Annotated in this window: 21 protein-coding genes and 1 tRNA gene; 16 read left to right on the plus strand and 6 right to left on the minus strand. The window is 58.8% G+C overall.

All coding sequences use genetic code 11. The features are described from left to right. Nucleotides 1–62: 62 nt before the first annotated feature. The gene (locus tag LC334_RS14695) at nucleotides 63–1,463 is read left to right on the plus strand and encodes an FAD-binding oxidoreductase (RefSeq protein WP_085799618.1); all 1,401 of its coding nucleotides are present in this window, start codon (nucleotides 63–65) and stop codon (nucleotides 1,461–1,463) included. A gap of 194 nt (nucleotides 1,464–1,657) precedes the next feature. On the opposite strand, the gene LC334_RS14700 is transcribed toward LC334_RS14695, so the two are convergent. After that, nucleotides 1,658–1,747, minus strand: a tRNA-Ser gene (locus LC334_RS14700). A 119-nt stretch (nucleotides 1,748–1,866) separates the two neighbouring features. Between LC334_RS14700 and LC334_RS14705 the strand changes: the two genes are divergently transcribed. The 11 genes from LC334_RS14705 to LC334_RS14755 all read left to right on the plus strand — a co-directional run bounded on the left by LC334_RS14705 (nucleotide 1,867) and on the right by LC334_RS14755 (nucleotide 10,457). Further along, nucleotides 1,867–2,706 carry a DUF2059 domain-containing protein gene (locus LC334_RS14705; RefSeq protein ID WP_085799617.1) on the plus strand — a complete coding sequence of 280 codons (840 nt, stop codon included), beginning with the start codon at nucleotides 1,867–1,869 and terminating at the stop codon, nucleotides 2,704–2,706. Beyond that, the gene (locus tag LC334_RS14710) at nucleotides 2,703–3,533 is read left to right on the plus strand and encodes a hypothetical protein (protein WP_085799616.1); all 831 of its coding nucleotides are present in this window, start codon (nucleotides 2,703–2,705) and stop codon (nucleotides 3,531–3,533) included. Before LC334_RS14705 ends, LC334_RS14710 begins: the two co-directional genes overlap by 4 nt. A gap of 212 nt (nucleotides 3,534–3,745) precedes the next feature. Continuing rightward, the gene (locus LC334_RS14715; RefSeq protein ID WP_085799794.1) at nucleotides 3,746–4,447 is read left to right on the plus strand and encodes a 50S ribosomal protein L21; all 702 of its coding nucleotides are present in this window, start codon (nucleotides 3,746–3,748) and stop codon (nucleotides 4,445–4,447) included. Between the two features lie 11 nt (nucleotides 4,448–4,458). Beyond that, on the plus strand, nucleotides 4,459–4,728 hold the full coding sequence (rpmA, locus tag LC334_RS14720; RefSeq protein ID WP_085799615.1) for a 50S ribosomal protein L27: 270 nt from the start codon (nucleotides 4,459–4,461) through the stop codon (nucleotides 4,726–4,728). Nucleotides 4,729–4,805: 77 nt separating this feature from the next. Then, nucleotides 4,806–5,309 (plus strand): GNAT family N-acetyltransferase, encoded by a 504-nt coding sequence (locus LC334_RS14725; RefSeq protein ID WP_085799614.1) that lies wholly within the window; start codon nucleotides 4,806–4,808, stop codon nucleotides 5,307–5,309. Then, nucleotides 5,306–5,911: a LysE family translocator gene (locus LC334_RS14730; protein WP_085799613.1), complete on the plus strand. Its 606-nt coding sequence runs from the start codon at nucleotides 5,306–5,308 to the stop codon at nucleotides 5,909–5,911. Before LC334_RS14725 ends, LC334_RS14730 begins: the two co-directional genes overlap by 4 nt. Further along, a complete protein-coding gene (locus LC334_RS14735) occupies nucleotides 5,908–6,447 on the plus strand; it encodes a GNAT family N-acetyltransferase (RefSeq protein WP_085799612.1) in 540 nt (179 codons plus the stop codon). The genes LC334_RS14730 and LC334_RS14735 overlap by 4 nt, the downstream gene beginning before the upstream one ends. 4 nt (nucleotides 6,448–6,451) lie before the next feature. Further along, entirely contained in the window at nucleotides 6,452–6,958 is a 507-nt protein-coding gene (locus tag LC334_RS14740; RefSeq protein ID WP_176237647.1) for a GNAT family N-acetyltransferase, read from the plus strand. A gap of 53 nt (nucleotides 6,959–7,011) precedes the next feature. After that, on the plus strand, nucleotides 7,012–8,049 hold the full coding sequence (obgE, locus tag LC334_RS14745; RefSeq protein WP_085799610.1) for a GTPase ObgE: 1,038 nt from the start codon (nucleotides 7,012–7,014) through the stop codon (nucleotides 8,047–8,049). Beyond that, on the plus strand, nucleotides 8,037–9,143 hold the full coding sequence (gene proB, locus LC334_RS14750; RefSeq protein WP_085799609.1) for a glutamate 5-kinase: 1,107 nt from the start codon (nucleotides 8,037–8,039) through the stop codon (nucleotides 9,141–9,143). The genes obgE and proB overlap by 13 nt, the downstream gene beginning before the upstream one ends. A 48-nt stretch (nucleotides 9,144–9,191) precedes the next feature. Next, the gene (locus tag LC334_RS14755; RefSeq protein ID WP_085799608.1) at nucleotides 9,192–10,457 is read left to right on the plus strand and encodes a glutamate-5-semialdehyde dehydrogenase; all 1,266 of its coding nucleotides are present in this window, start codon (nucleotides 9,192–9,194) and stop codon (nucleotides 10,455–10,457) included. Here the strand turns inward: LC334_RS14755 and LC334_RS14760 are convergent. Beyond that, nucleotides 10,454–11,053, minus strand: coding sequence for a histidine phosphotransferase family protein (locus LC334_RS14760; protein ID WP_085799607.1), 600 nt, complete (start codon nucleotides 11,051–11,053; stop codon nucleotides 10,454–10,456). The two genes, LC334_RS14755 and LC334_RS14760, sit on opposite strands and share 4 nt — an antisense overlap. Before the next feature lie 27 nt (nucleotides 11,054–11,080). Here LC334_RS14760 and LC334_RS14765 point away from each other — a divergent pair, with 27 nt between their 5' ends. From LC334_RS14765 to LC334_RS14780, 4 genes are all read left to right on the plus strand, one after another. Beyond that, the gene (locus tag LC334_RS14765; protein ID WP_085799606.1) at nucleotides 11,081–11,284 is read left to right on the plus strand and encodes a DUF3553 domain-containing protein; all 204 of its coding nucleotides are present in this window, start codon (nucleotides 11,081–11,083) and stop codon (nucleotides 11,282–11,284) included. Nucleotides 11,285–11,383: 99 nt separating this feature from the next. Further along, nucleotides 11,384–12,151 carry a GNAT family N-acetyltransferase gene (locus LC334_RS14770; RefSeq protein WP_085799605.1) on the plus strand — a complete coding sequence of 256 codons (768 nt, stop codon included), beginning with the start codon at nucleotides 11,384–11,386 and terminating at the stop codon, nucleotides 12,149–12,151. Beyond that, nucleotides 12,148–12,981, plus strand: coding sequence for a lysophospholipid acyltransferase family protein (locus tag LC334_RS14775; protein ID WP_085799604.1), 834 nt, complete (start codon nucleotides 12,148–12,150; stop codon nucleotides 12,979–12,981). The genes LC334_RS14770 and LC334_RS14775 overlap by 4 nt, the downstream gene beginning before the upstream one ends. A 207-nt stretch (nucleotides 12,982–13,188) precedes the next feature. Then, nucleotides 13,189–14,928 (plus strand): ankyrin repeat domain-containing protein, encoded by a 1,740-nt coding sequence (locus LC334_RS14780; protein WP_085799603.1) that lies wholly within the window; start codon nucleotides 13,189–13,191, stop codon nucleotides 14,926–14,928. Nucleotides 14,929–14,996: 68 nt separating this feature from the next. Here the strand turns inward: LC334_RS14780 and sucD are convergent, their stop codons facing one another. The 4 genes from sucD to ggt all read right to left on the minus strand — a co-directional run bounded on the left by sucD (nucleotide 14,997) and on the right by ggt (nucleotide 20,025). Further along, nucleotides 14,997–15,878, minus strand: coding sequence for a succinate--CoA ligase subunit alpha (sucD, locus tag LC334_RS14785; RefSeq protein WP_139836331.1), 882 nt, complete (start codon nucleotides 15,876–15,878; stop codon nucleotides 14,997–14,999). Continuing rightward, a complete protein-coding gene (locus LC334_RS14790; RefSeq protein WP_085799601.1) occupies nucleotides 15,878–17,068 on the minus strand; it encodes a malate--CoA ligase subunit beta in 1,191 nt (396 codons plus the stop codon). The genes sucD and LC334_RS14790 overlap by 1 nt, the downstream gene beginning before the upstream one ends. A gap of 11 nt (nucleotides 17,069–17,079) precedes the next feature. Continuing rightward, a complete protein-coding gene (locus LC334_RS14795) occupies nucleotides 17,080–18,021 on the minus strand; it encodes an HpcH/HpaI aldolase/citrate lyase family protein (RefSeq protein ID WP_085799600.1) in 942 nt (313 codons plus the stop codon). A gap of 258 nt (nucleotides 18,022–18,279) precedes the next feature. Then, nucleotides 18,280–20,025: a gamma-glutamyltransferase gene (gene ggt, locus LC334_RS14800; protein ID WP_085799599.1), complete on the minus strand. Its 1,746-nt coding sequence runs from the start codon at nucleotides 20,023–20,025 to the stop codon at nucleotides 18,280–18,282. Between the last annotated feature and the right edge of the window lie 79 nt (nucleotides 20,026–20,104).

A 20,104-nucleotide genomic window follows, 5' to 3' on the forward strand; every position in this document is an offset into this window, starting at 1 on the left:
GATTGTGCTCGTGGGGCCGGGTGGTATTTTGTGCCGGCGGGAAGTGATTTGGAAAAAGTTGAATGACGCTGTCAGCCAGTGACGTAGCCGACTTGGCTAAGCTCGATTTAAGACTGATGCGGGCGGAAGATCTTAAGGGTCGTGATCCTGGTTTCGATCCCGGGAATTTTGATGCAGGCATTGCTGTTTGTCCTAAATCCACCGCAGATGTTGTAGCTATCGTAGCGTGCTGTGCTGCGAAGGGGATCAGCATCGTCCCGCATGGCGGACGTACAGGTTTGGCCGGTGGGGCTGAATCCTCTCCAGGTCAGCTTGTTGTGATGATGGATAAGATGAACGTCATCCGCGAGATTGACGCCGCATCCTGTCTCGCTGTCGTGGATGCGGGCGTGACCCTCTCTCAATTGGAAGAAGAAGTAGGGAAGCACGGGCTTACGGTCGGTATAGATTTGGCCGCGCGTGGTTCTTGCACCATTGGCGGCATGGTTGCCACGAATGCCGGGGGCAGCGAAGCGTTTCGTAATGGTGTGATGCGACAGCGGATTCTTGGACTTGAAGTTGTAATGCCCGATGGATCGGTCATGAGTGACCTGAAAAGAGTTATCAAAGCCAATGAAGGCTATGACATCAAGCATCTCTTCATCGGGTCGGAAGGCACACTGGGCATTGTGACTGGCGTTGTGTTGAAGCTGGAGGCCGCGACCGGCGCGCGTAAGACAATTCTTGCCGCAGCCCCCGATGCATCATCTGCGTTATCCTTTTTTCAACGTCTGCACCACGCATACGGCACGAAGTTATTAACCGCGGAAATAATGTGGCGCGACTATTTCCAAAACACGCTCAAAGCGCTGAATTTCGAGCGACGATTTGGAAACCTCGTAGGCGAAGTGCTGGTTATCTTCGAGTTCGACAACATTGAAGACGAAGACGCTTTGCTGGAGATATTAAGCCAGAGCCTTGAGGCGGAAGAGATTTCTGATGCCTTGCTTGCCAAAAATGAACAGGAACGAATTGATATCTGGGCTGTGCGCGAGGAAACGTTCCTGATCGACAAGATGTTTCCCGGCGGGTGCTGGTTTGACATCTCGATACCCCTGAACAAGCTTGATGCGTTTGTTCGCGAAAGCAGCGCTCGCCTGCATGCCCTTGATCCCAAACTTGGCATCTACGTCATGGGACATCTTGGCGACGGCAACCTGCACTACTCAATCGCCAAAGATACCCCCGTCAATCATCGCTATACCGAAATTTCGGCCGCGCTTTACCAGGGGCTTTCTGAAATAGGTGGGTCATTTTCCGCAGAACACGGCATAGGTGTCGAGAAACGCGAGGCGCTTGCGAAGTTTGGTGATCCGGCCAAACTGGCCTTGATGGGTGCAATCAAAAACGCCATCGATCCACAAAACATCATGAATCCGGGCAAGCTGATGTGCCGGCAAAGCGCCGAGCGAGATTTGGTTTAAGGTCCCGGACCTGGCAATTTGCGACGGCGGTGCATGCGCGCTACCTGACCGAATTTAAATCGCTTGCCCAGACGCCCGGAAGATGGCAGCAATCTTCGCGACACGGGTATGGCGTTTTGAGAATTGCGAAGAACGGTGGCTCGCAGTGGCCGATGGTCAGGTCGCAGCGCAAGGGTTTCGATAAATAAGTTAGCTGGCGGAGAGACAGGGATTCGAACCCTGGGTAGGCTTGCACCCACAACGGTTTTCGAGACCGCCCCGTTCGACCACTCCGGCACCTCTCCGCGGGGGTCCCGGGGCGTGTAATTGCCTTTGCAAGCCGAGACAAGGGGTTTTGCATTGTTTGGCGGCAGAATTTGCCTAGGTTTAGGGAAGAGCGCTCCAACATAAGGTTCTATGGCATATGTCAGTCTCTCATTCTCTTGCCGTCCGGCGATTTCTGCCACTGCTTGCCGCCGTCTTGCTCGCATTTGTGCCACTATCGATTGTGGTTGCGGCTGATCGTGACCGCTTGCAAGCCTTTCTTGAGGTCACCGGCTTTGATGTGGCGCTGGACAGTATTGCGCTGTCGGCCTCGGACGCGCCGGCCATGCTGGGCATGGATGCCAGCGCCTTCGGGACCGAATGGTCGCGCGTCTCGGAAGATGTTTTCGACACAGACAAGATGCGGGAAACCGCGCTGGATATCCTGTCGCAGACCCTCAGCGACGAACTTCTGACGCATGCGGCCGGGTTCTACGCATCCCCGTTGGGGCAACGGCTGGTCGAGGTCGAGAACATCGCTCATCTGGATCAGGACGAAGAGGCCCGACAGGAAATCGGCAGCTCGGTTGTCGACGCCGGTGGGGATCGAGTTGCTTATCTGCGCCGGATGAACGAGGCGATCGACAGCGCCGGAACGGCGGTGAAAGGGGTGCACGAAATCCAGATACGCTTTCTGATGGCGGCCTCGAACGCGGGAGTGCTGGAGCAGCAGATTGATGAGGGCGCGCTGCGGGCTTTGCTGAAAGAGACCGAGGATGAATTGCGCAAAACCCTGAAAACGTCGGGGCTGGTGTCGGCGGCCTATGCTTATCGCGATCTGAGCGACGATGAACTTGAGGCTTATGCCGACGCGCTGGAACATCCGGACATGAAAGAAGTTTATGTGCTGATGAACGCAGTTCAATACGAGATTATGGCCAATCGGTTCGAGGTATTGGCGGGACGGATGGCCGGGCTAACACTGGGGCAGGAACTGTGATTGCACGCCTTGTCCGGCGCTGTTGTCTGACGCTTTGGCTGATCCCGGCGGGCAACGCCGCTATCGCCGATCAGGCGCAAGACCTTGATCGCCTTGTTGACCTGCTACGGTTCGAAGAGACGATTGGAATCATGCATGACGAGGGGCTGCGTTACGGCGGTGAACTTGCGGATGAAATGCTGCCTGATGCGGATCGGCAAAGCTGGACTGCCACAGTCTCGCGAATTTATGATGAAGACAAGATGCTCGCGCTGATCAGCACGGATTTCCGTGATGAGTTAGCCGATGCCAATCTGGCCCCGTTGCTGGACTATTTCGACAGCGAGGACGGGCGCGAGATCGTGGCGATGGAATTGTCGGCACGGCAGGTTTTTCTCGACCCAGAAGCCGAAGAGGCAGCAATCGCGCAGTATCAAGCTGAGCGGGGTGAGGATACGGCGCTGATCGGGTTGGTTGACCAGGTGATAACCGACAGCGATCTGGTCGAATTCAACGTCATGGGCACCCTCAATTCGAGCCTGATGTTTTACCGTGGGCTGAGCGAAGGTGGTGCGTATGACCTGAGTGAGTCAGAGATATTGTCCGATGTCTGGTCGCAGGAAGAGGCCACGCGCCGCAACTCGGAAGAGTGGCTGGGTGCGTTTCTTTTGCTGGCCTATCAGCCGCTGGACACCGCTAAGCTCGAAGCCTATGCGGCGTTTTTCCGGACACCGGAAGGGCGTGAATTGAACCGGGCGATTTTTGCTGCTTTCGACGGCATGTATGAAGAGCTGTCCTATCTGATGGGCCTGGCGGTGGCGGAGCATCTGACAAGCGAACCACTCTAGCGGAGAAATCAGCAATTCCACCCGCAACGCATAGCGAACTCGGGGCTTGACTTAATACCGCTTTGGCTGGATAAGCGCGCATCTCGGCAGGGGTGGTCCCTGTGCGGGTTATGGAAATATCGCTCGAGAGTGCGCGCTGTTCTAGGTGGCCTTAGGGCCGGAACACCCCGATGCGGGGGACCGCCGGACGCGAAAATGTGAAGGAAAAGCATATGTTTGCGGTCCTCAAGACCGGTGGCAAGCAATACAAGGTGTCCTCAGGTGACATGCTTCGTGTTGAAAAACTTGCAGCGGATGCCGGTGAAAAAGTTCAATTCAATGAGATTCTGATGCTGGGCGGCGACAAGCCCGTTGTCGGCGCGCCTCTGGTTGATGGTGCCGCGGTTCAGGCCGAGGTCGTCGATCAGATCAAGGGTGACAAGGTCATCCATTTCGTCAAGCGCCGCCGGAAGCACGGCAGCCAGCGCACCAAGGGCCACCGCCAGCAACTGACGCTGCTGCGGGTGACTGATATCCTTGAAAAAGGTGGCGATAAATCCGGCGTGAAAGCCGCGATGGGTGCCGGTTCGGTTTCGGCCGCTGCGGTATCGACAGCGCCCGCCCAAAAAGCCGAGCCCAAGAAAGCCGCGCCGAAAAAGGCCGAAGCCCAGGCAGAAGCGCCCAAGGCTGAACCCAAAAAAGCTGCCCCCAAGAAAGCTGCAAAGGCCGACGCGGGTGCGGATGATCTCAAGCAACTTAGCGGTGTAGGCCCGGCGCTTGAGAAAAAACTTTTGGAAGCAGGCGTAACCACATTTGCCCAGATCGCAGCATGGACGGAAGCGGATGTTGCTGCTATGGACGAGAAACTGTCGTTCAAAGGCCGGATCGAGCGCGAAGGCTGGATCGAACAGGCTAAAGAACTGGCTAAAGGCTAAGGAGAGACGAGATGGCACATAAGAAAGCAGGCGGTTCATCCCGTAACGGCCGCGACTCAGCCGGTCGCCGCCTTGGTGTAAAACTCTACGGCGGCCAGGCCGTCATCCCCGGAAACATCATCGTGCGTCAGCGCGGTAACAAGTTCTGGCCGGGTGAAGGCGTGGGGCAGGGCAAGGATCATACGATCTTTGCCACCGCAGAAGGCGCCATTAAATTCCATAAAGGCCTCAAGGGCCGCACCTTTATTTCGGTCCTGCCAGTGGCGGAGGCCGCTGAATAAGCCGACCTGAAAGGTTATGAACATTTAGGGATCGGCGATACCGCCGGTCCCTTTTTTATTTTTGCGAGGACAGTCTGATGACTGACCAGATAAAAACCGAGCGCTTATTACTGCGACGATTTCGTGAGGATGATATCGTCGCGATCTCAGCAACGTTGCAGGACCGGGGCATTGCAAGAATGATCCCGACAATGCCGTGGCCGTATCAGGAAAGCGATGCGCGTGAATTCGTTACCAAAACCGCTCCCGCTTTGCGTGCGACTTATGCGGCAGAGCTTGATGGCGCGCTTGTTGGTGCCGTCGGGATCAACGGCCAGCTCGGCTATTGGTTCATGCGATCCGCCTGGGGCAGGGGTTTTGCCACCGAAGCGTCGCAAGCGTTGTTAAAAATCAGGTTCGAGAAAGATCAATCACCGATGCGCTCCGGCCATCGCCTGGAGAACAAACGATCCCGCCGTGTTCTGACTAAGCTTGGGTTTCGCGACACGGTTCAACGTCAGGCATTTTGCCATGCCGAAGCCGCGAATGTCGCGATGCAGGACATGGAACTGACTTTCGCTGATTGGGAGGCGCAGCCATGAGCATTGCCTTGGGATCATTGCTGATCTTCGGTGCCAGCCAGGTCGGCACACCGGGACCGGCGAACATGGCACTGCTGGCCACCGGGGCGCGGTTTGGCTTCAAGGCGGCACTGCCGTTCGTCGCGGGCGTGATCCTGAGCAAGCAACTGGTCATCTGGCCGGTAGGGTTCGGCCTGATGGAATTGGCCGAGCAGGCGCCCGGTGTATTTACCGCTCTTAAATGGGTCTCGGCCACCTATATCTGCTGGCTCGCCTGGAAGGTCGCGAACATGCGGCTTGATGCGGGACGCGCGGTGGAGAAGGCACCGGGTTTTCGTGCGGGGCTGCTTGTGCATCCGCTCAATCCCAAGGCCTGGGCAATGATCGTCGCGGGATTTACCAATTTCGTGAGCCCCGGCACCCCGGCCTTGCAGGCGACCTTTGCTGTGGCCATGTCTTTTCTGGCGCTGCAGGCGGTGCTGCACCCGATCTGGTCCTATAGCGGGGACCGGATCGCGCAGACTGTGGCCGGGAAACCGGCTGAGAAATATTTGATGTGGGCACTGGCGACACTGACCGTTGCCTCGGTTCTGTTTGTACTGTTCGGAGGAGAGAGCATATGAAGCATGATGCGATTGTAAACCAACCGGTTGTCGAAACGGTCCATTTCGATCTGCGCCCTCTCAGGGATTCCGATGCTGGGCTGATAGCAATGAATGCGGGCGATGCGCGGGTGGCGATGAACACCACGTCGATTCCGCACCCGCTGCCGCCGGGCCTGACCGAGGCGATGATCGTGCGTGCCACGGCCGAGGACCGGATTGAGGATTTCTGGGCCATGGACGGCAGCAAAATCGGGCGTGACGAGGTGATGGGGCTTATCAGCCTGACGCGCCTTGACCGCAATCAGTCGGAGATCGGCTATTGGGTTGCACCAGCCTATTGGAATACGGGTGTGGCCTCGGCAGCCGTTTCCGCATTGGTCGCTGCCAATCCGCAGAACTGCGACAATATCTTTGCCAGCGTTTTTCAGGACAATGCGGCCTCTGCCCGTGTGTTGACCAATTGCGGGTTCCAGTATCTGGGCGATGCCGAAAGCTACGCGGTCGCGCGTGGGACCACGGTACCGACCTGGACCTATAGCCGGCGGTTTGAATAGCGATATGGCCAGGGAAGAGATCCTGCGGACCGAACGGTTGGTTTTGCGCCCGGTTGAGGCTGGAGATGCTGACGACATGTCCACCATGGTTGGCGATTTTGAAGTTGTGCGCCATACCGGCACATGGCCCTGGCCCGCTGATCCTGCTTTCACCAAAAAACGCTGCTCGGTGGGGTTTGGGGATAACGGTGGCTGGCTGGTCGCCCATGCCGGGTCGGATCTTGTCGGTACGGTTGGCATCGGTCCTGACAGCGATTTTGGATATATGCTGCCACGCGATCACTGGGGACGGGGATTTGCCACCGAAATGGGCCGCGTCGTGATCAACCATGCCTTTGCAACGGGGCGCTGGAATGGCCTGAAAGCCTGCGTGTTTGACGACAATCCAGCCTCGGCGCGGGTGTTGCAGAAACTGGGCTTTGCCGAAGGCGCCGCCTGCACCGGTTTTTGCACCTCTCGCGATGGCGACTTTCCGATCCGCACCTTCACGCTTGATGCCCTGCAGGCTTGAGTGCAACAGCTTTTCCCTCTATCGCAAATGCGGATGCCAAAAAGGACCGTGCTATGAAATTCCTTGATCTCGCGAAGGTCTATATCCGGTCCGGTGCCGGTGGTGGTGGCTGCGTCAGTTTTCGCCGCGAGAAGTATATTGAATACGGCGGGCCGGATGGCGGTGATGGCGGCAAGGGTGGATCGGTCTGGATTGAGGTTGTCGATGGGCTGAACACACTGATCGACTTCCGCTATCAGCAGCATTTCTTTGCCAAGAACGGCCAACCCGGCATGGGCAAGCAGCGCACCGGCAAGGATGGCGATGATATCATCCTGCGGGCGCCGGTGGGTACCGAAGTGCTGGACGAGGATCAGGAGACGGTGATTGCCGATCTGACCGAGGTGGGCCAGCGCGTGCAACTGGCGCGCGGCGGCAATGGCGGTTTCGGCAACCTGCATTTCAAATCCTCGACCAACCAGGCCCCGCGCCGCGCCAATCCGGGGCAGGAAGGCGTTGAGCGCAGCATATGGCTGCGGCTCAAGCTGATTGCCGATGTGGGCCTGCTGGGGCTGCCCAATGCCGGGAAATCGACCTTTCTCGCGGCGACGTCGAATGCACGACCGAAGATTGCGGATTATCCCTTTACCACGCTGCACCCCAATCTGGGCGTTGTCGGGGTGGACAATGTCGAGTTTGTCGTGGCCGACATTCCCGGCCTGATTGATGGCGCGTCCGAGGGCAGGGGGCTGGGGGATCTGTTTTTGGGCCATGTCGAACGCTGCTCGGTGCTTTTGCATCTGGTCGATGGTACGTCCGAGACGGTGGCAGAAGATTACGTGACCATCATCCACGAGATCGAGGCCTATGGCGACATTCTGGGCGGCAAGCCGCGGGTAACGGTCCTGAACAAGATCGACGCGCTGAGCGACGAGGAGTGCGCCGAGAAACTGGCCGCGCTTGAGGCGGTCGTGGGAGAGCCCGTTATGTCCATGTCCGGGGTCGCCCGGGACGGCGTAACCGAGGTTCTGCGCGCCCTTCGGGGGCAGATCGACAAGGACAAGCTGCGCTATAAGGCCGACACGACGGAAGCAGAACCGTGGCAACCCTGAGTGACGCAAAACGGCTGGTCATCAAGATCGGCTCGGCACTGTTGGTCGACCGTGAAAGTGGCCAGCTGCGCGCCGATTGGCTGACGGCGCTGGCTGCTGATGTAGCGCGGCTGCGGGCACGTGGTACTGACGTCTTGCTGGTTTCTTCAGGGTCGATCGCAATGGGGCGCAACGCGCTTGGACTTCCGCCAAGCGAGTTGACGCTTGAGCAGTCACAGGCGGCAGCGGCGGTTGGCCAGATCAAACTGGCCGGGGCCTATGACCGCGCCCTCGCGGATCACGGGCTGAAGGCGGCGCAGGTTCTGGTGACGCTTGAAGACAGTACCGATCGCCGCCGCTATCTGAATTCCCGCGCTACGCTTGAGCAGCTGCTGAAACTGGGGGTGATCCCCATCGTCAATGAAAACGATACGATCGCCACCGACGAAATCCGCTATGGCGATAATGACAGGATGGCAGCGCAGGTCGCGGTTACCGCGGGCGCGGACCAGTTGATCCTGCTCAGCGATGTGGACGGATTCTATTCGGCTAACCCCGCGCAGGATTCCACCGCGCGCCGTTTCGATGTAATCGAAGCCATCACCCCGGAGATCGAAGCGATGGCCGGCGATGCGGGCTCGGGCCTCAGCAAAGGGGGCATGAAGACCAAGCTGATGGCGGCCAAGACAGCAACCGCCGCCGGGTGCGACATGGTAATCACCGAAGGATCGGTGCCGCATCCGATCAAGGCGCTGGAAAACGGCGCTGCCTGCACCTGGTTTCGGGCTCAGGGTGACCCGCAGCAAAAGCGCAAAGCCTGGATCGCGGCGATGAAGCCGCGTGGCAGTGTGACCGTCGATGCGGGCGCTGCTGGGGCATTGCGCAAGGGCAGCAGCCTTTTGCCCGCAGGTGTGACCGCTGTAGGCGGCGTATTTGCCCGCGGTGATGCGGTAGAGGTGCTGGATGAGACCGGGCAAAGCCTGGGACAGGGATTGGCCCGCTACGATGCGGCGGATGCGCTGAAAATCAAAGGGTTGCGCACGCAGGAAATTGAGACCGCATTGGGCTATCCCGGCCGTGGGCCGCTGATGCATCGCGATGATATGGCGTTCTGACACCGCTTGATGCTAGATTGCCCCGAGACAAGACTGAGGACGCCGCCGATGAAAGATCTTGATAATATTCCCGCGCTGATGGCCGATATTGGTGCGCGCGCCAAGGATGCCTCGGCTGTGCTTGCGATCGCCAGCGCTGATACCAAACGGGCGGCGCTTGACGCGGCGGCCGAGGCTGTCTGGAGCAATCGCAAAGCCATCATCGCTGCCAACGAGAAGGATCTTGTCTTTGGTCGTGACAAGGGGCTGTCCGATGCGATGATGGATCGCCTGATGCTGGACGAGGCGCGTATTCAGGGCATCGTTGACGGGTTACGCGCGGTGGCTGCGCAGGACGATCCGGTGGGCGAGGTTCTGGCCGAGTGGGATATGGAATCAGGTTTGCATATCCGCCGCGTACGTACGCCGCTTGGCGTGATCGGTGTAATCTATGAAAGCCGCCCCAATGTGACCGCCGATGCTGGGGCGCTTTGCCTGAAATCCGGCAATGCGGTGATCCTGCGCGGCGGTTCGGAAAGTTTCCACTCCTCCGGTGCGATCCACGCCTGTCTGGTGGAAGGGCTGGAAAAGGCCGGTCTGCCTGCTGATGCGATTCAGCTTGTGCCGACCCGTGACCGTGCGGCGGTGCAGGAGCTTCTGTCCATGACCGATACGGTCGATGTCATTGTGCCCCGTGGCGGCAAAGGGCTTGTCGGCCTGGTGCAACGCGAGGCGCGGGTGCCGGTATTCGCGCATCTTGAAGGGATCGTGCATATCTATCTGGATGCCGATGCCGACCCGGAAAAGGCCCTGAAGGTAGTGATGAACGCAAAGACCCGTCGCACGGGTATTTGCGGCGCGGCGGAATGTCTTTTGATCCATCGCGATGTCGCTGATACGATCGGCCAGGGTGTCGTGCGGGCGCTGCTGGATGCCGGTGTCGAAGTGCGCGGGGACGAGGCCCTGCAATCCATCAACGGCGTGCACCCGGCGACCGCATCCGACTGGGGTTGCGAATTCCTCGATATGATCATCGCCGCGCGGGTTGTGTCGTCGATTGATGAGGCGCTTGCCCATATCCGGCGTTACGGCTCGGATCACACTGATTGTATCGTGACCGAGGATGAAGTGGCCGCGAACCGCTTCTTTGCCGAGCTTGACAGTGCCATTCTGATGCGTAACGCCTCTACCCAGTTTGCCGATGGCGGAGAGTTCGGGATGGGGGCAGAAATCGGGATCGCAACCGGCAAGATGCATGCGCGCGGCCCCGTCGGCGCGGCGCAACTGACCAGTTTCAAATATCTCGTTGAAGGGGACGGGACGGTGCGGCGCTAGAAGCTCACGCAGACCTCGTTTTCGCTTGTAGCGACGTTGCAGGGCCGATCCATCGCGTTTAGCAGGACATGCAAAAGCGGATATTGCACATCTGCGGGGGCGACATCGTCAAGAGACGTTTCCCCGCGCAGTCCGGACCACAAGTCCGTCCGCTCTCTGATCCGGTCGGATGTGCCGAGTACGGACCAGGTATCGCCGCTCTTTTTGATCTGAAGATTGCCGCCAAAAGGTAGCGATTGCTCGACGCACATCACCGCCAGAACGACGGCCTTTGCCAGTTTGCGCGGAAGATCACCATCCGGTTGCCATTCGATGTTGATACGCCCGTCGTCATAGTGATCGGACAGCACACGCTGCAATTCGTCACCGCCGGTTGTCTGCCCTTCAGACGCGGTGCCGAAAGCCAGCCGGAACAGTTTGATCCGGGCGCTGGCATCGGCGGCAGAACTGTTGACCAGCGACAATTCCGGGCTGTCACCGACGCCGGACATGGCCAGCAATTCCAGGCCGTTGGTGACGGCCCCCACGGGGCTGATCAGATCATGGCAGATACGAGAGCCTATCAGCGCAGCTACATTCGCGGTATGGTCTGTCAATTATTCTCTCCAACAGGCAATCGGCACATGGCAGATCTAAACGCTTTAATAGAACCCGGCATGCTGGTGGAGCACCCGGACCAGCCCGATTGGGGAACCGGGCAGGTGCAGTCAAACATCGCGGGCCGGATCACCGTCAACTTTCCGAATGCCGGAAAAATCGCGTTCGATGGCCGCCGCGTTGTTCTGTTGCCTGTCCTTCATCCCTCAACAGAGTTACCAGAAGATTAACACACGTTATGGGAGAGTGCCAGTATCGTTGTGGTCGAAAGATTGCCTTTGCGTTCGGGCTTTTCTAAAAGCCAGCTGTGACAGAAGAGCTGAAAGAAAATGCGAAACCTGGAACCTGCCTTTCGTGTGAAACTTGCCCGTTCAACGGATGAAGTGCGCGCCGCTCAGGCATTGCGCTACCGCGTCTTTGTCGAAGAGTTGGGCGGTGGTGGGCCGATGGTCGACCATGACAACCGGCTTGAGACCGACCGGTTCGACCGGTTCTTCGATCATCTTCTGTTACTTGATGACAATCGAAATGGCGCCGTCGTGGGCGTTTACCGTCTGTTGCGCGATGATCAGGCCAAGAAGGCCGGTCAGTATTACTCCGAGGAAGAATACGACCTGGGCCCGCTCAGGTCTTCCGGTCGGCGGTTGATGGAGCTTGGTCGATCCTGCGTTGATGCCGAATATCGCGGAGGGGCGGCAATGTATTACCTTTGGAATGCATTGGCGTGCTATGTCGCCGATCACGGCATCGAAATCCTGTTTGGTGTCGCCAGCTTCCACGGCACGGATCCGGCACCGCTGGCACACCCTCTGTCGCTGCTATATCATCGTCATCTGGCGCCAAATGATCTGCGTGTGAGGGCCAGATCTGATCACTATCAACGGCTTGATCTGGTCCCTTATGATAATCTTGACCGACGCTCGGCCATGCTGCAGGTGCCAGCGCTGATCAAGGCCTATCTGCGCTTGGGCGGGTATGTGGGCGATGGCGCTTATGTGGATCATGCGTTCAACACCACAGATGTCTGTCTGATCATGGATACTAAGCGCCTTAGTGAAAAGCAGAAAAACATTTATTCTAAAGTTGTTGTTGCATGAACATAACGTGGAACCCATCTGAAAAACCGACGCTTCCCAAGGTTGGTCTGATCGGGTTTCTGCGGGCATTGATGCGTGGGAGCATCCTCATCCTGGTTCTGCTGGTCGGGGTGGTGACCACCGCGATCCTCAGAGTTGTCGAGGCCCCGCTTTTCGGTCAGAACCGACCCCTGACGCCCTACATCACACAATGTGTATGCCGTTTGGCCTTTGCGGTGTTGGGCATTGGGCATATCGCTGAGGGTGAGCGGATGAACCAGCCCGGCGCAGTGGTGGCAAATCACTCGTCCTGGCTGGATATTTTTGCGCTGAATGCGCGCAAGCGGATCTATTTCGTGTCAAAAGCCGAGGTCGCAAACTGGCCGGGTATCGGCCTGCTGGCGCGGATCACCGGGACTGTCTTCATTGCGCGCGACCCAAAGAAGGCGAAGGCGCAGACCGAGCTATTCAAAGAGCGGCTGCTGTCTGGCCATAAACTGCTGTTTTTTCCTGAGGGTACGTCAACGGATGGAATGCGCGTTCTACCTTTTAAAACAACACTTTTTCAGGCCTTCTTAACGCCGGAACTCCGGCACAAGATGTATATCCAGCCGGTTACGGTAATCTATCAGGCACCTGCCTCTGGCGACTCTCGTTTTTACGGCTGGTGGGGTGATATGGACCTAGGGCCGCACCTGTTGCGAGTGCTGGCGGCGGGGCGGCAGGGATCGGTCAGGGTTATCTACCATGACGCGGTAAAGGTTGATGATTTTCCGGACCGCAAGGCGCTCGCCGCCCATCTTGAGGCGGTCGTGCGCAGCGCGATGTCATCGGAACGGCAACTTACCTGAAGCGATAACTTGCCTGATTGTCGGGCCGCGCTAAGGCAGTTTTCTCTTGTCCAAAGCCGTTCCGGCATGCGACACTTCGGGCGCCTGTCAGAAGGTATCCGATCCGCGGGAAGGGCCAAGCCCGTCTGAATAAATGAACGAAGACCTCATCCACCTCTTTTCAGGTCCGAGGGCGCGGATACCGGACGGTTTGAAAGGAGGTCGATCATGGCGATCACCCCACTCCCCCCATCTCCGAATCTTGAGAACCTAAAGAAACGCGCCAAGACGCTGTTGAAATCCGTGCGGGCCGGTGACCCGGTCGCGCTGGATCAGGTCGGGCCGTATTTTGGCAAACCTGACAGTATCAGCCTGCAACAGGCGCAATTGGTGATCGCGCGCGGTTACGGGTTTTCCAGCTGGACGCGGTTGAAGCGGCATATTGAAGGTATCCGCGATGAAAGTGGCAACCAGCTTGCCAACCGGTTTCTTGATCTGGTGATCATGGCCTACGGGCCGGTGCTCAATTTCGGACCCGAACGGTTCCGGCAGGCAGCAGAGTTGCTAGCCGAGCATCCGGAAATCAGGCAGGACAGTATCTATACCGCCGCCGCCATTGGCGATGTGGGCGAAATTGACCGCTGGCTGGATCGCGACGAGACCCTGATAAACAAGAGGGGCGGGTATTTCGGGTGGGAGCCGCTGATGTATGCCGCTTATGCGCGGTTGCCCGAAACGTCGACCCTCGGAGCCGGGTTGCGGTTACTGGAACGCGGGGCCGATCCGAACGCTTACTACATGTGGGGCGGGCAGTATAAGTTCACCGCGTTGACCGGCGTCTTCGGGCAAGGTGAGGGCGGGCCGATCAATCAGCCGGAACATCCCGATTGCGTCGCCTTTGCGCGGGCGCTCCTGGATCTCGGCGCCAATCCGAACGATTCCCAGGCCGCCTACAATCGTTGTTTTGAGCCCGACAACACCTGTCTCGAATTACTTCTGGAATACGGGTTGAGCGCATCGGACAAGAACAACTGGTTGCTTGTCGAGGATGACAGGCGCATGCCGCACCCCAGTGAGACGATGTATTTCCAGCTTATCAGTGCGATCAAGCGCGGCTACGCTGACCGGGTCAGACTGCTGGTGGATCACGGGGTCGATCTGAACAAACCTGACGATACCTATGATACCCGCACCAAAGGCAAGACACCCTATCAGACGGCGTTGCTGATGGGCGAGGATACCATCGCGGAGATGCTAGTGGAAGCCGGGGCGGATACCGGGACGCTTACAGCCGAGGATGCGTTTCAGGTCGCCTGCATGGCCGGTGATCTGTCGGGTGCACGAGAGATTATGGATCAATCAGGCGATGCGCTAGGTGATGTACGCAGGACAGACATGCTGCGCGACGCGGCCAAACGCGGCAATCGCAAGGCACTGGAGGTGATGATTGAGCTTGGCTTCGACGTGAACGGGCAGAGCGGTTGTACGGCGCTGCACGAGGCGGCGCTGTCGGGGGACGTGGATCTGGCCCAGATGTTGCTGGCGGCAGGGGCCGATCCGACCATTCGGGACAATAATCATTACGCGACGCCGATGGGTTGGGCGCTTCATGCTGAAGACGCGGCGATGATCGCGCTGCTTGATGAGTGCAGGATGGACATTTTCACCGCCGCCGCGCGGGGTAATCTAGAGCAGCTCAAGGCCCGGTTGGGTGAGGATAGCGCGCGCGTGCATCTACGCTTTGCAGAGCTTTTCACAGGTGACAACCCGCCCGAAAACGGCTGGACCACGCCACTGATCTTTGCTGTGGCAGGCGATCACCCCGAAGCGGTACGATTGTTGCTGGAAGCGGGGTCGGACCTGTCGGCGGCTGATGGCAAGGGCGCATCGGTTTTGACTATTGCCGAGAAGCAGGCGGGTGAAGAGGTGCGCGCGGAGTTGGCGCGTTTCGCGACAGGTACGCCCTGAGGTCAATTGGTAACGCCACAGTTGGATGACGCGGCCCCGGGGAGGGACAGGGCCGCGTCGGGGGCAGGTCAGGCGATCATCTTTTCCACGACCTCGCCAAAGGACGACGGGGTCGGGACGATGGTAACGCCTGCCTCTTTCAGGATCTCTACCTTTTCCTGGGCGGATTCGCCGAAGGCCGAGACGATGGCGCCGGCATGGCCCATGCGGCGGCCCTTGGGCGCTGAGAGGCCCGCGATATAGGCAGCGACCGGTTTTTTCATGTGATCGCGGATATATTCGGCGGCTTCGGCCTCTTGTGGGCCGCCGATTTCACCGACCAGCACCACGGCATCGGTATCCGGGTCATTCTCGAACAGCTCCAGAATATCGCGGAACGACGATCCGTTGATCGGATCGCCGCCGATGCCGATCGAGGAGGACACGCCGATGCCCTTGTCCTTCATCTGGCTGGCGGCCTCGTATCCCAGAGTACCCGAGCGGCCGATGATGCCGATGCGCCCGGGCTGGTAGATATGCGGCGGCATCAGGCCGGCGAAAGCCTGACCCGGAGTAATGATGCCGGCACAGTTGGGGCCGATCAGACGCATGCGCTTTTCAGATTTGTAGCGGCGCATGTAGCGTTTGACGCGGATCATGTCCTGCGCGGGGATGCCGTCGGCGATGCAGACACAGGTCTTGATGCCTGCATCCGCCGCTTCCATAATCGCATCCGCCGCGAAGGGTGGCGGCACGAAGCAGATTGCCAACGTCGCGCCGGTCTCGGCCACAGCACCTTTGACGGTGTTGAAGACCGGCAGCCCATGATGGACGGTGCCGCCCTTGCCGGGGGTTACGCCGCCCACGACATTGGTGCCGTGGTTGATCATGTCCTGGGCATGGAAGCTTCCGATACGGCCGGTGATGCCCATCACCAGCACTTTGGTGTCTTTGTCGATCAGGATAGACATCACGCAATCTCCATTTCTTTGGCTTCGGCTGTTTTCCACTGGGCCACCACCTTTTCGGCGGCCTCGGCCAGAGTCGCCGCGGTGGTGATATTGAGCCCGCTTTCGTTGAGGATTTTCTGACCCTCTTCGACATTGGTGCCCGACAAGCGCACCACCAACGGCATTTTCAGATTGAGTTCTTCGACGGCGCGCACGACGCCCTCGGCGATCCAGTCGCAGCGGTTGATACCGGCGAAGATATTCACCAGGATCGCCTCGACATTGGGGTCGTTCAGAACCGCCTTGAAGGACATCAGCACGCGCTCGGGGCTGGCGCCGCCGCCCACATCAAGGAAGTTCGCAGGCTCGCCCCCGGCCATCTTGATCATGTCGAGTGTCGCCATCGCAAGGCCCGCACCGTTGACGATGCAGCCGATCTTGCCCTCAAGCCCGATATAGTTGAGGCCGCGATCATTGGCATAGGTCTCGCGCGGGTCTTCCTGGCTCTTGTCGCGCAGCTCGGAAATTTCGGGGCGACGGAACAGCGCGTTTTCATCAAAGCTGAGTTTGGCGTCGAGCGCCACGATCTCGCCGCTGCCGGTGACGACCATCGGGTTGACCTCGACCATGGTGGCGTCAAGTTCGTCCATGGCGCGGTAGCAGCCGGTGATCGCCTTGACCGCCTGCGGAATGAGCGCAGCGTCAAGCCCGAGCGAGAAGGCGATCTCGCGGGCCTGAAACGCCTGCATACCGACCGCCGGGTCAACCACCGAGCGGATGATAGAATCGGGTTCATTGGCCGAGATATCTTCGATCTCCATGCCGCCCTGGGCCGATGCCACAACCACCACACGCTCTTCGGTGCGGTCCATCACGAAGCCCAGATAAAGCTCTTGTGCGATATCGGTGGCCTCTTCGACGTAAAGCCGGTTGACCAGCTTGCCCTGCGGGCCAGTCTGATGCGTAACCAGTTTACGGCCCAGCATCCAGCCAGCCGCGTCCGCAATCTCATCATCGGACGAACAGACCCGGACACCGCCCGCCTTGCCGCGCGCACCGGAGTGAATTTGCGCCTTGACGACACACTTGTCGCCCGACAGTTCCTGTGCGCGGTAGACCGCCTGTTCGGGGCTATAGGCAATGCCGCCCCGTGGTACGTTCACGCCAAACTTCTTGAGAAGTTCCTTGGCCTGATATTCATGGATATCCATCTTCCGGCTCCTTATCCTTTGGCCGCGATTGCGTCGGCGACGGTGAGAACATTGTTGGCCATCCGCTCGCTGGCGGCATCGATCATCTTACCGTCGAGCGAGGCAGCGCCTTTACCTGCGGCTTCAGCCTTGCGCAGTTCCTCGATGATCCGGCGGGCGCGGGTCACCTCGGCCTCGGGCGGCGAGAAGACCTGGTTGGCGAGTTCGATCTGGCTGGGGTGGATCGCCCATTTGCCTTCGATCCCAAGTGCAGCGCCACGTTTGGCGGCAAGGATGAAGCTGTCGGGATCGCTGAAATCACCAAACGGGCCGTCGATGGCCCGCAGCCCGTAGGCGCGGCAGGCAACGGTCATGCGGCTGAGCGCAAAGTGCCACTGATCACCGGGGTAATCGGGGTTCAGACCGCCGATCACAACAGTACGCGCGCGGTTCGACGCGGCATAGTCGGCAACGCCGAAATGCATCGCTTCCAGACGGCCGGGTGCGGCGGCAATGGCTTCGACATTGGCCATGCCAAGGGCGGTTTCGATCAGCGCTTCCATGCCGATCTGGTGGGTAAAACCCATGGCTTCTTCGATCTGACTGACCATGGTTTCGACTGTGTAGAGGTCACCGGGCACGCCCACTTTCGGGACCAGGATCGTATCGAGATGCTGACCGGCCTGTTCCACGATCTCGACCACATCACGATACATATAGTGGGTGTCCAGACCATTGATCCGGATCGACATGGTTTTGCCCTTGGCCTTCCAGTCGATATCGTTCAGCGCCTGAATGATGTTTGCGCGCGCCTGCACTTTTTCCGGCGGGGCGACGGCATCTTCGAGGTCAAGAAAGATGTAGTCGACATCCGAGTCGGCGGCCTTGTCGATCATTGTCGGGTTCGATCCCGGTACAGCCAGTTCCGACCGTTGCAGACGTTGCTTTTTCAGAGGGTGCAGCGTGTAGCTCATTCAGTAATTCCTTATTGCGACCCGGCCACGCGGAATTGCGCGCACTGGTTTGGGATAAGTGTCGCGTGGAACCCCGATCGCAGACACTTTCCCCCGGGTAACAATACATGCTTGGGGTTGGGGCGGCGGACCGAACGGGTAGGGGGTGACTACCCGGTTGGCGGTTTCTGAATGCAGTGGGGCACTGTGGTGTGCGCTAAAGTCTCCGAAGGATAACAGGTGTTTACGATAGGAAACTTATGCGTGCCAGAGGCGGTCTTATCGTCCCAGGGCCACACCTTCGCGGCGCGGGTCAGCGGCGCCGATGAGCGTGCCGTCGCGGATGAGAATCGCATGTAACCCGCTGTTGAGGTCGCGAATGTTGACCTCATGCCCCTTGGCGCTCAGGGCGTCCGCATGGCTGGCAGCCGAGGTGTTTTCCTCCAGATCGAGCGTGTCGCCATTGCGGTGCAGGAAATGGCCGGTCTCGATGGCGTCCTGCGGGTCCATCTCCCAGTCGAGGATGGCGATGATGGTCTTGGCCACGTAGTTGATGATCCGGCTGCCGCCCGGCGAGCCGATGAGAAGATAGGGCGCTTCGCCCTTCATCACGATGGTTGGAGACATCGAACTGCGCGGGCGCTTGCCCCCCTCGACCCGGTTAGCGACCAAACGGTCGCCGTCCATCGGCGCGCGGTCGAAATCGGTCAGTTCGTTGTTCAGCAGAAAGCCCCGCACAAACACACGGCTACCAAAGGCGGTTTCAATCGTCGTGGTCATCGACAGCGCGTTGCCATAGCTGTCGCGGATTACGATATGACTGGTGCCGGGACGGTCGGGGTTTTGCGACGGCGCCAGCAGTTGCGTGTGATCCTCAGGCGGCTGACCTGCGCTGCGGATGTCGCTTGCGGTGGTCTGGTCGATCAGCCTGGCACGATCCGCCAAATACCCCTGATCCAACAATCCTTTGGTAGGCACATCGATAAAATCGGAATCGGCCATGTAGAGCGCGCGATCTGCATAGGCGAGCTTGGCCGCCTCTGCATAAAGATGCATAAATTCCGCATTCCAGCCCATTGATTTCAAGTCGTAATTGCCGAGGATACCCAGAATTTGGCCAACGGTCAGCCCGCCAGAGGTCGGCGGACCCATGCCACAGACATCATACCCGCGATAATCGATACATATCGCCGGGCGCAGCTTGACGCGATAATTCGCCATGTCCTGCAGGGTAATGTTGTTTTCGACCTTCGACGTGGCATCGACGGCCGCCACGATATCGCGGGCAATCTCACCTTCGTAGAAAGGTTTCACGCCTTCACGGGCCATCAGACGTAGCGTTTCCGCGTAGACGGGGTTTTTCAGAAGCGTTCCGGCTTTTATCGGGTTGCTATCTTCATCGTAGAAATATTCCTTAGTCTTGGGAAACACATGCAGTGGGGCGCCCCAATCCATCGTGCTCAGGATCGAATTTGCCATGCGGGGAGAGACGATAAATCCGTTTTCCGCCTTGTCTATGGTGGGTTGAAACAACGATGGCCATTCTTTGCCACCGTAAAGCGCGTGGGTGATTTCCAACAGTTTCGGCACCCCGGGTACGCCCACGGACTGGCCGCCGGAAATGGCGGCGGCAAAGGGCATCTTGCTGCCATCTGGCAACATAAAGCGTTCGGGCGTGGCCCTGGCCGGGGCGGTTTCTCGGGCGTCGAAAGTGGAAAGCGTTTTTGACGACGCATCCCAGTACAGCAGGAAAGCCCCGCCGCCGAGGCCCGACGATTGCGGCTCGACCAGGCCCAGCATGGCCTGCACGGCGATCATGGCATCAACGGCGGTGCCCCCATCGGCCAGAATGTCATAGCCAGCCTGCGCTGCGATTGGATTGGCGGCGGAGACCATGAAACTTTCGGCGATGACCGAGTGCTTGTCTTCCCAGCCATAGCCGATTTCGGGCGCGGGATCCTGTGCTACGGTGGAGCCTGCAAATGCCAACGTGAAACAAAGGGCGAGTTTTCCAGTGATGCGCATAGCCAACCTCCTGAACACCCAATGATTAGCGCATTATATGCCCATGAGTGCAAGGCAGTCAGGCACGCAGAAAAAGGCC

This window comes from Roseovarius aestuarii (genome assembly GCF_019966515.1).
GTDB classification, from domain to species: domain Bacteria; phylum Pseudomonadota; class Alphaproteobacteria; order Rhodobacterales; family Rhodobacteraceae; genus Roseovarius; species Roseovarius aestuarii.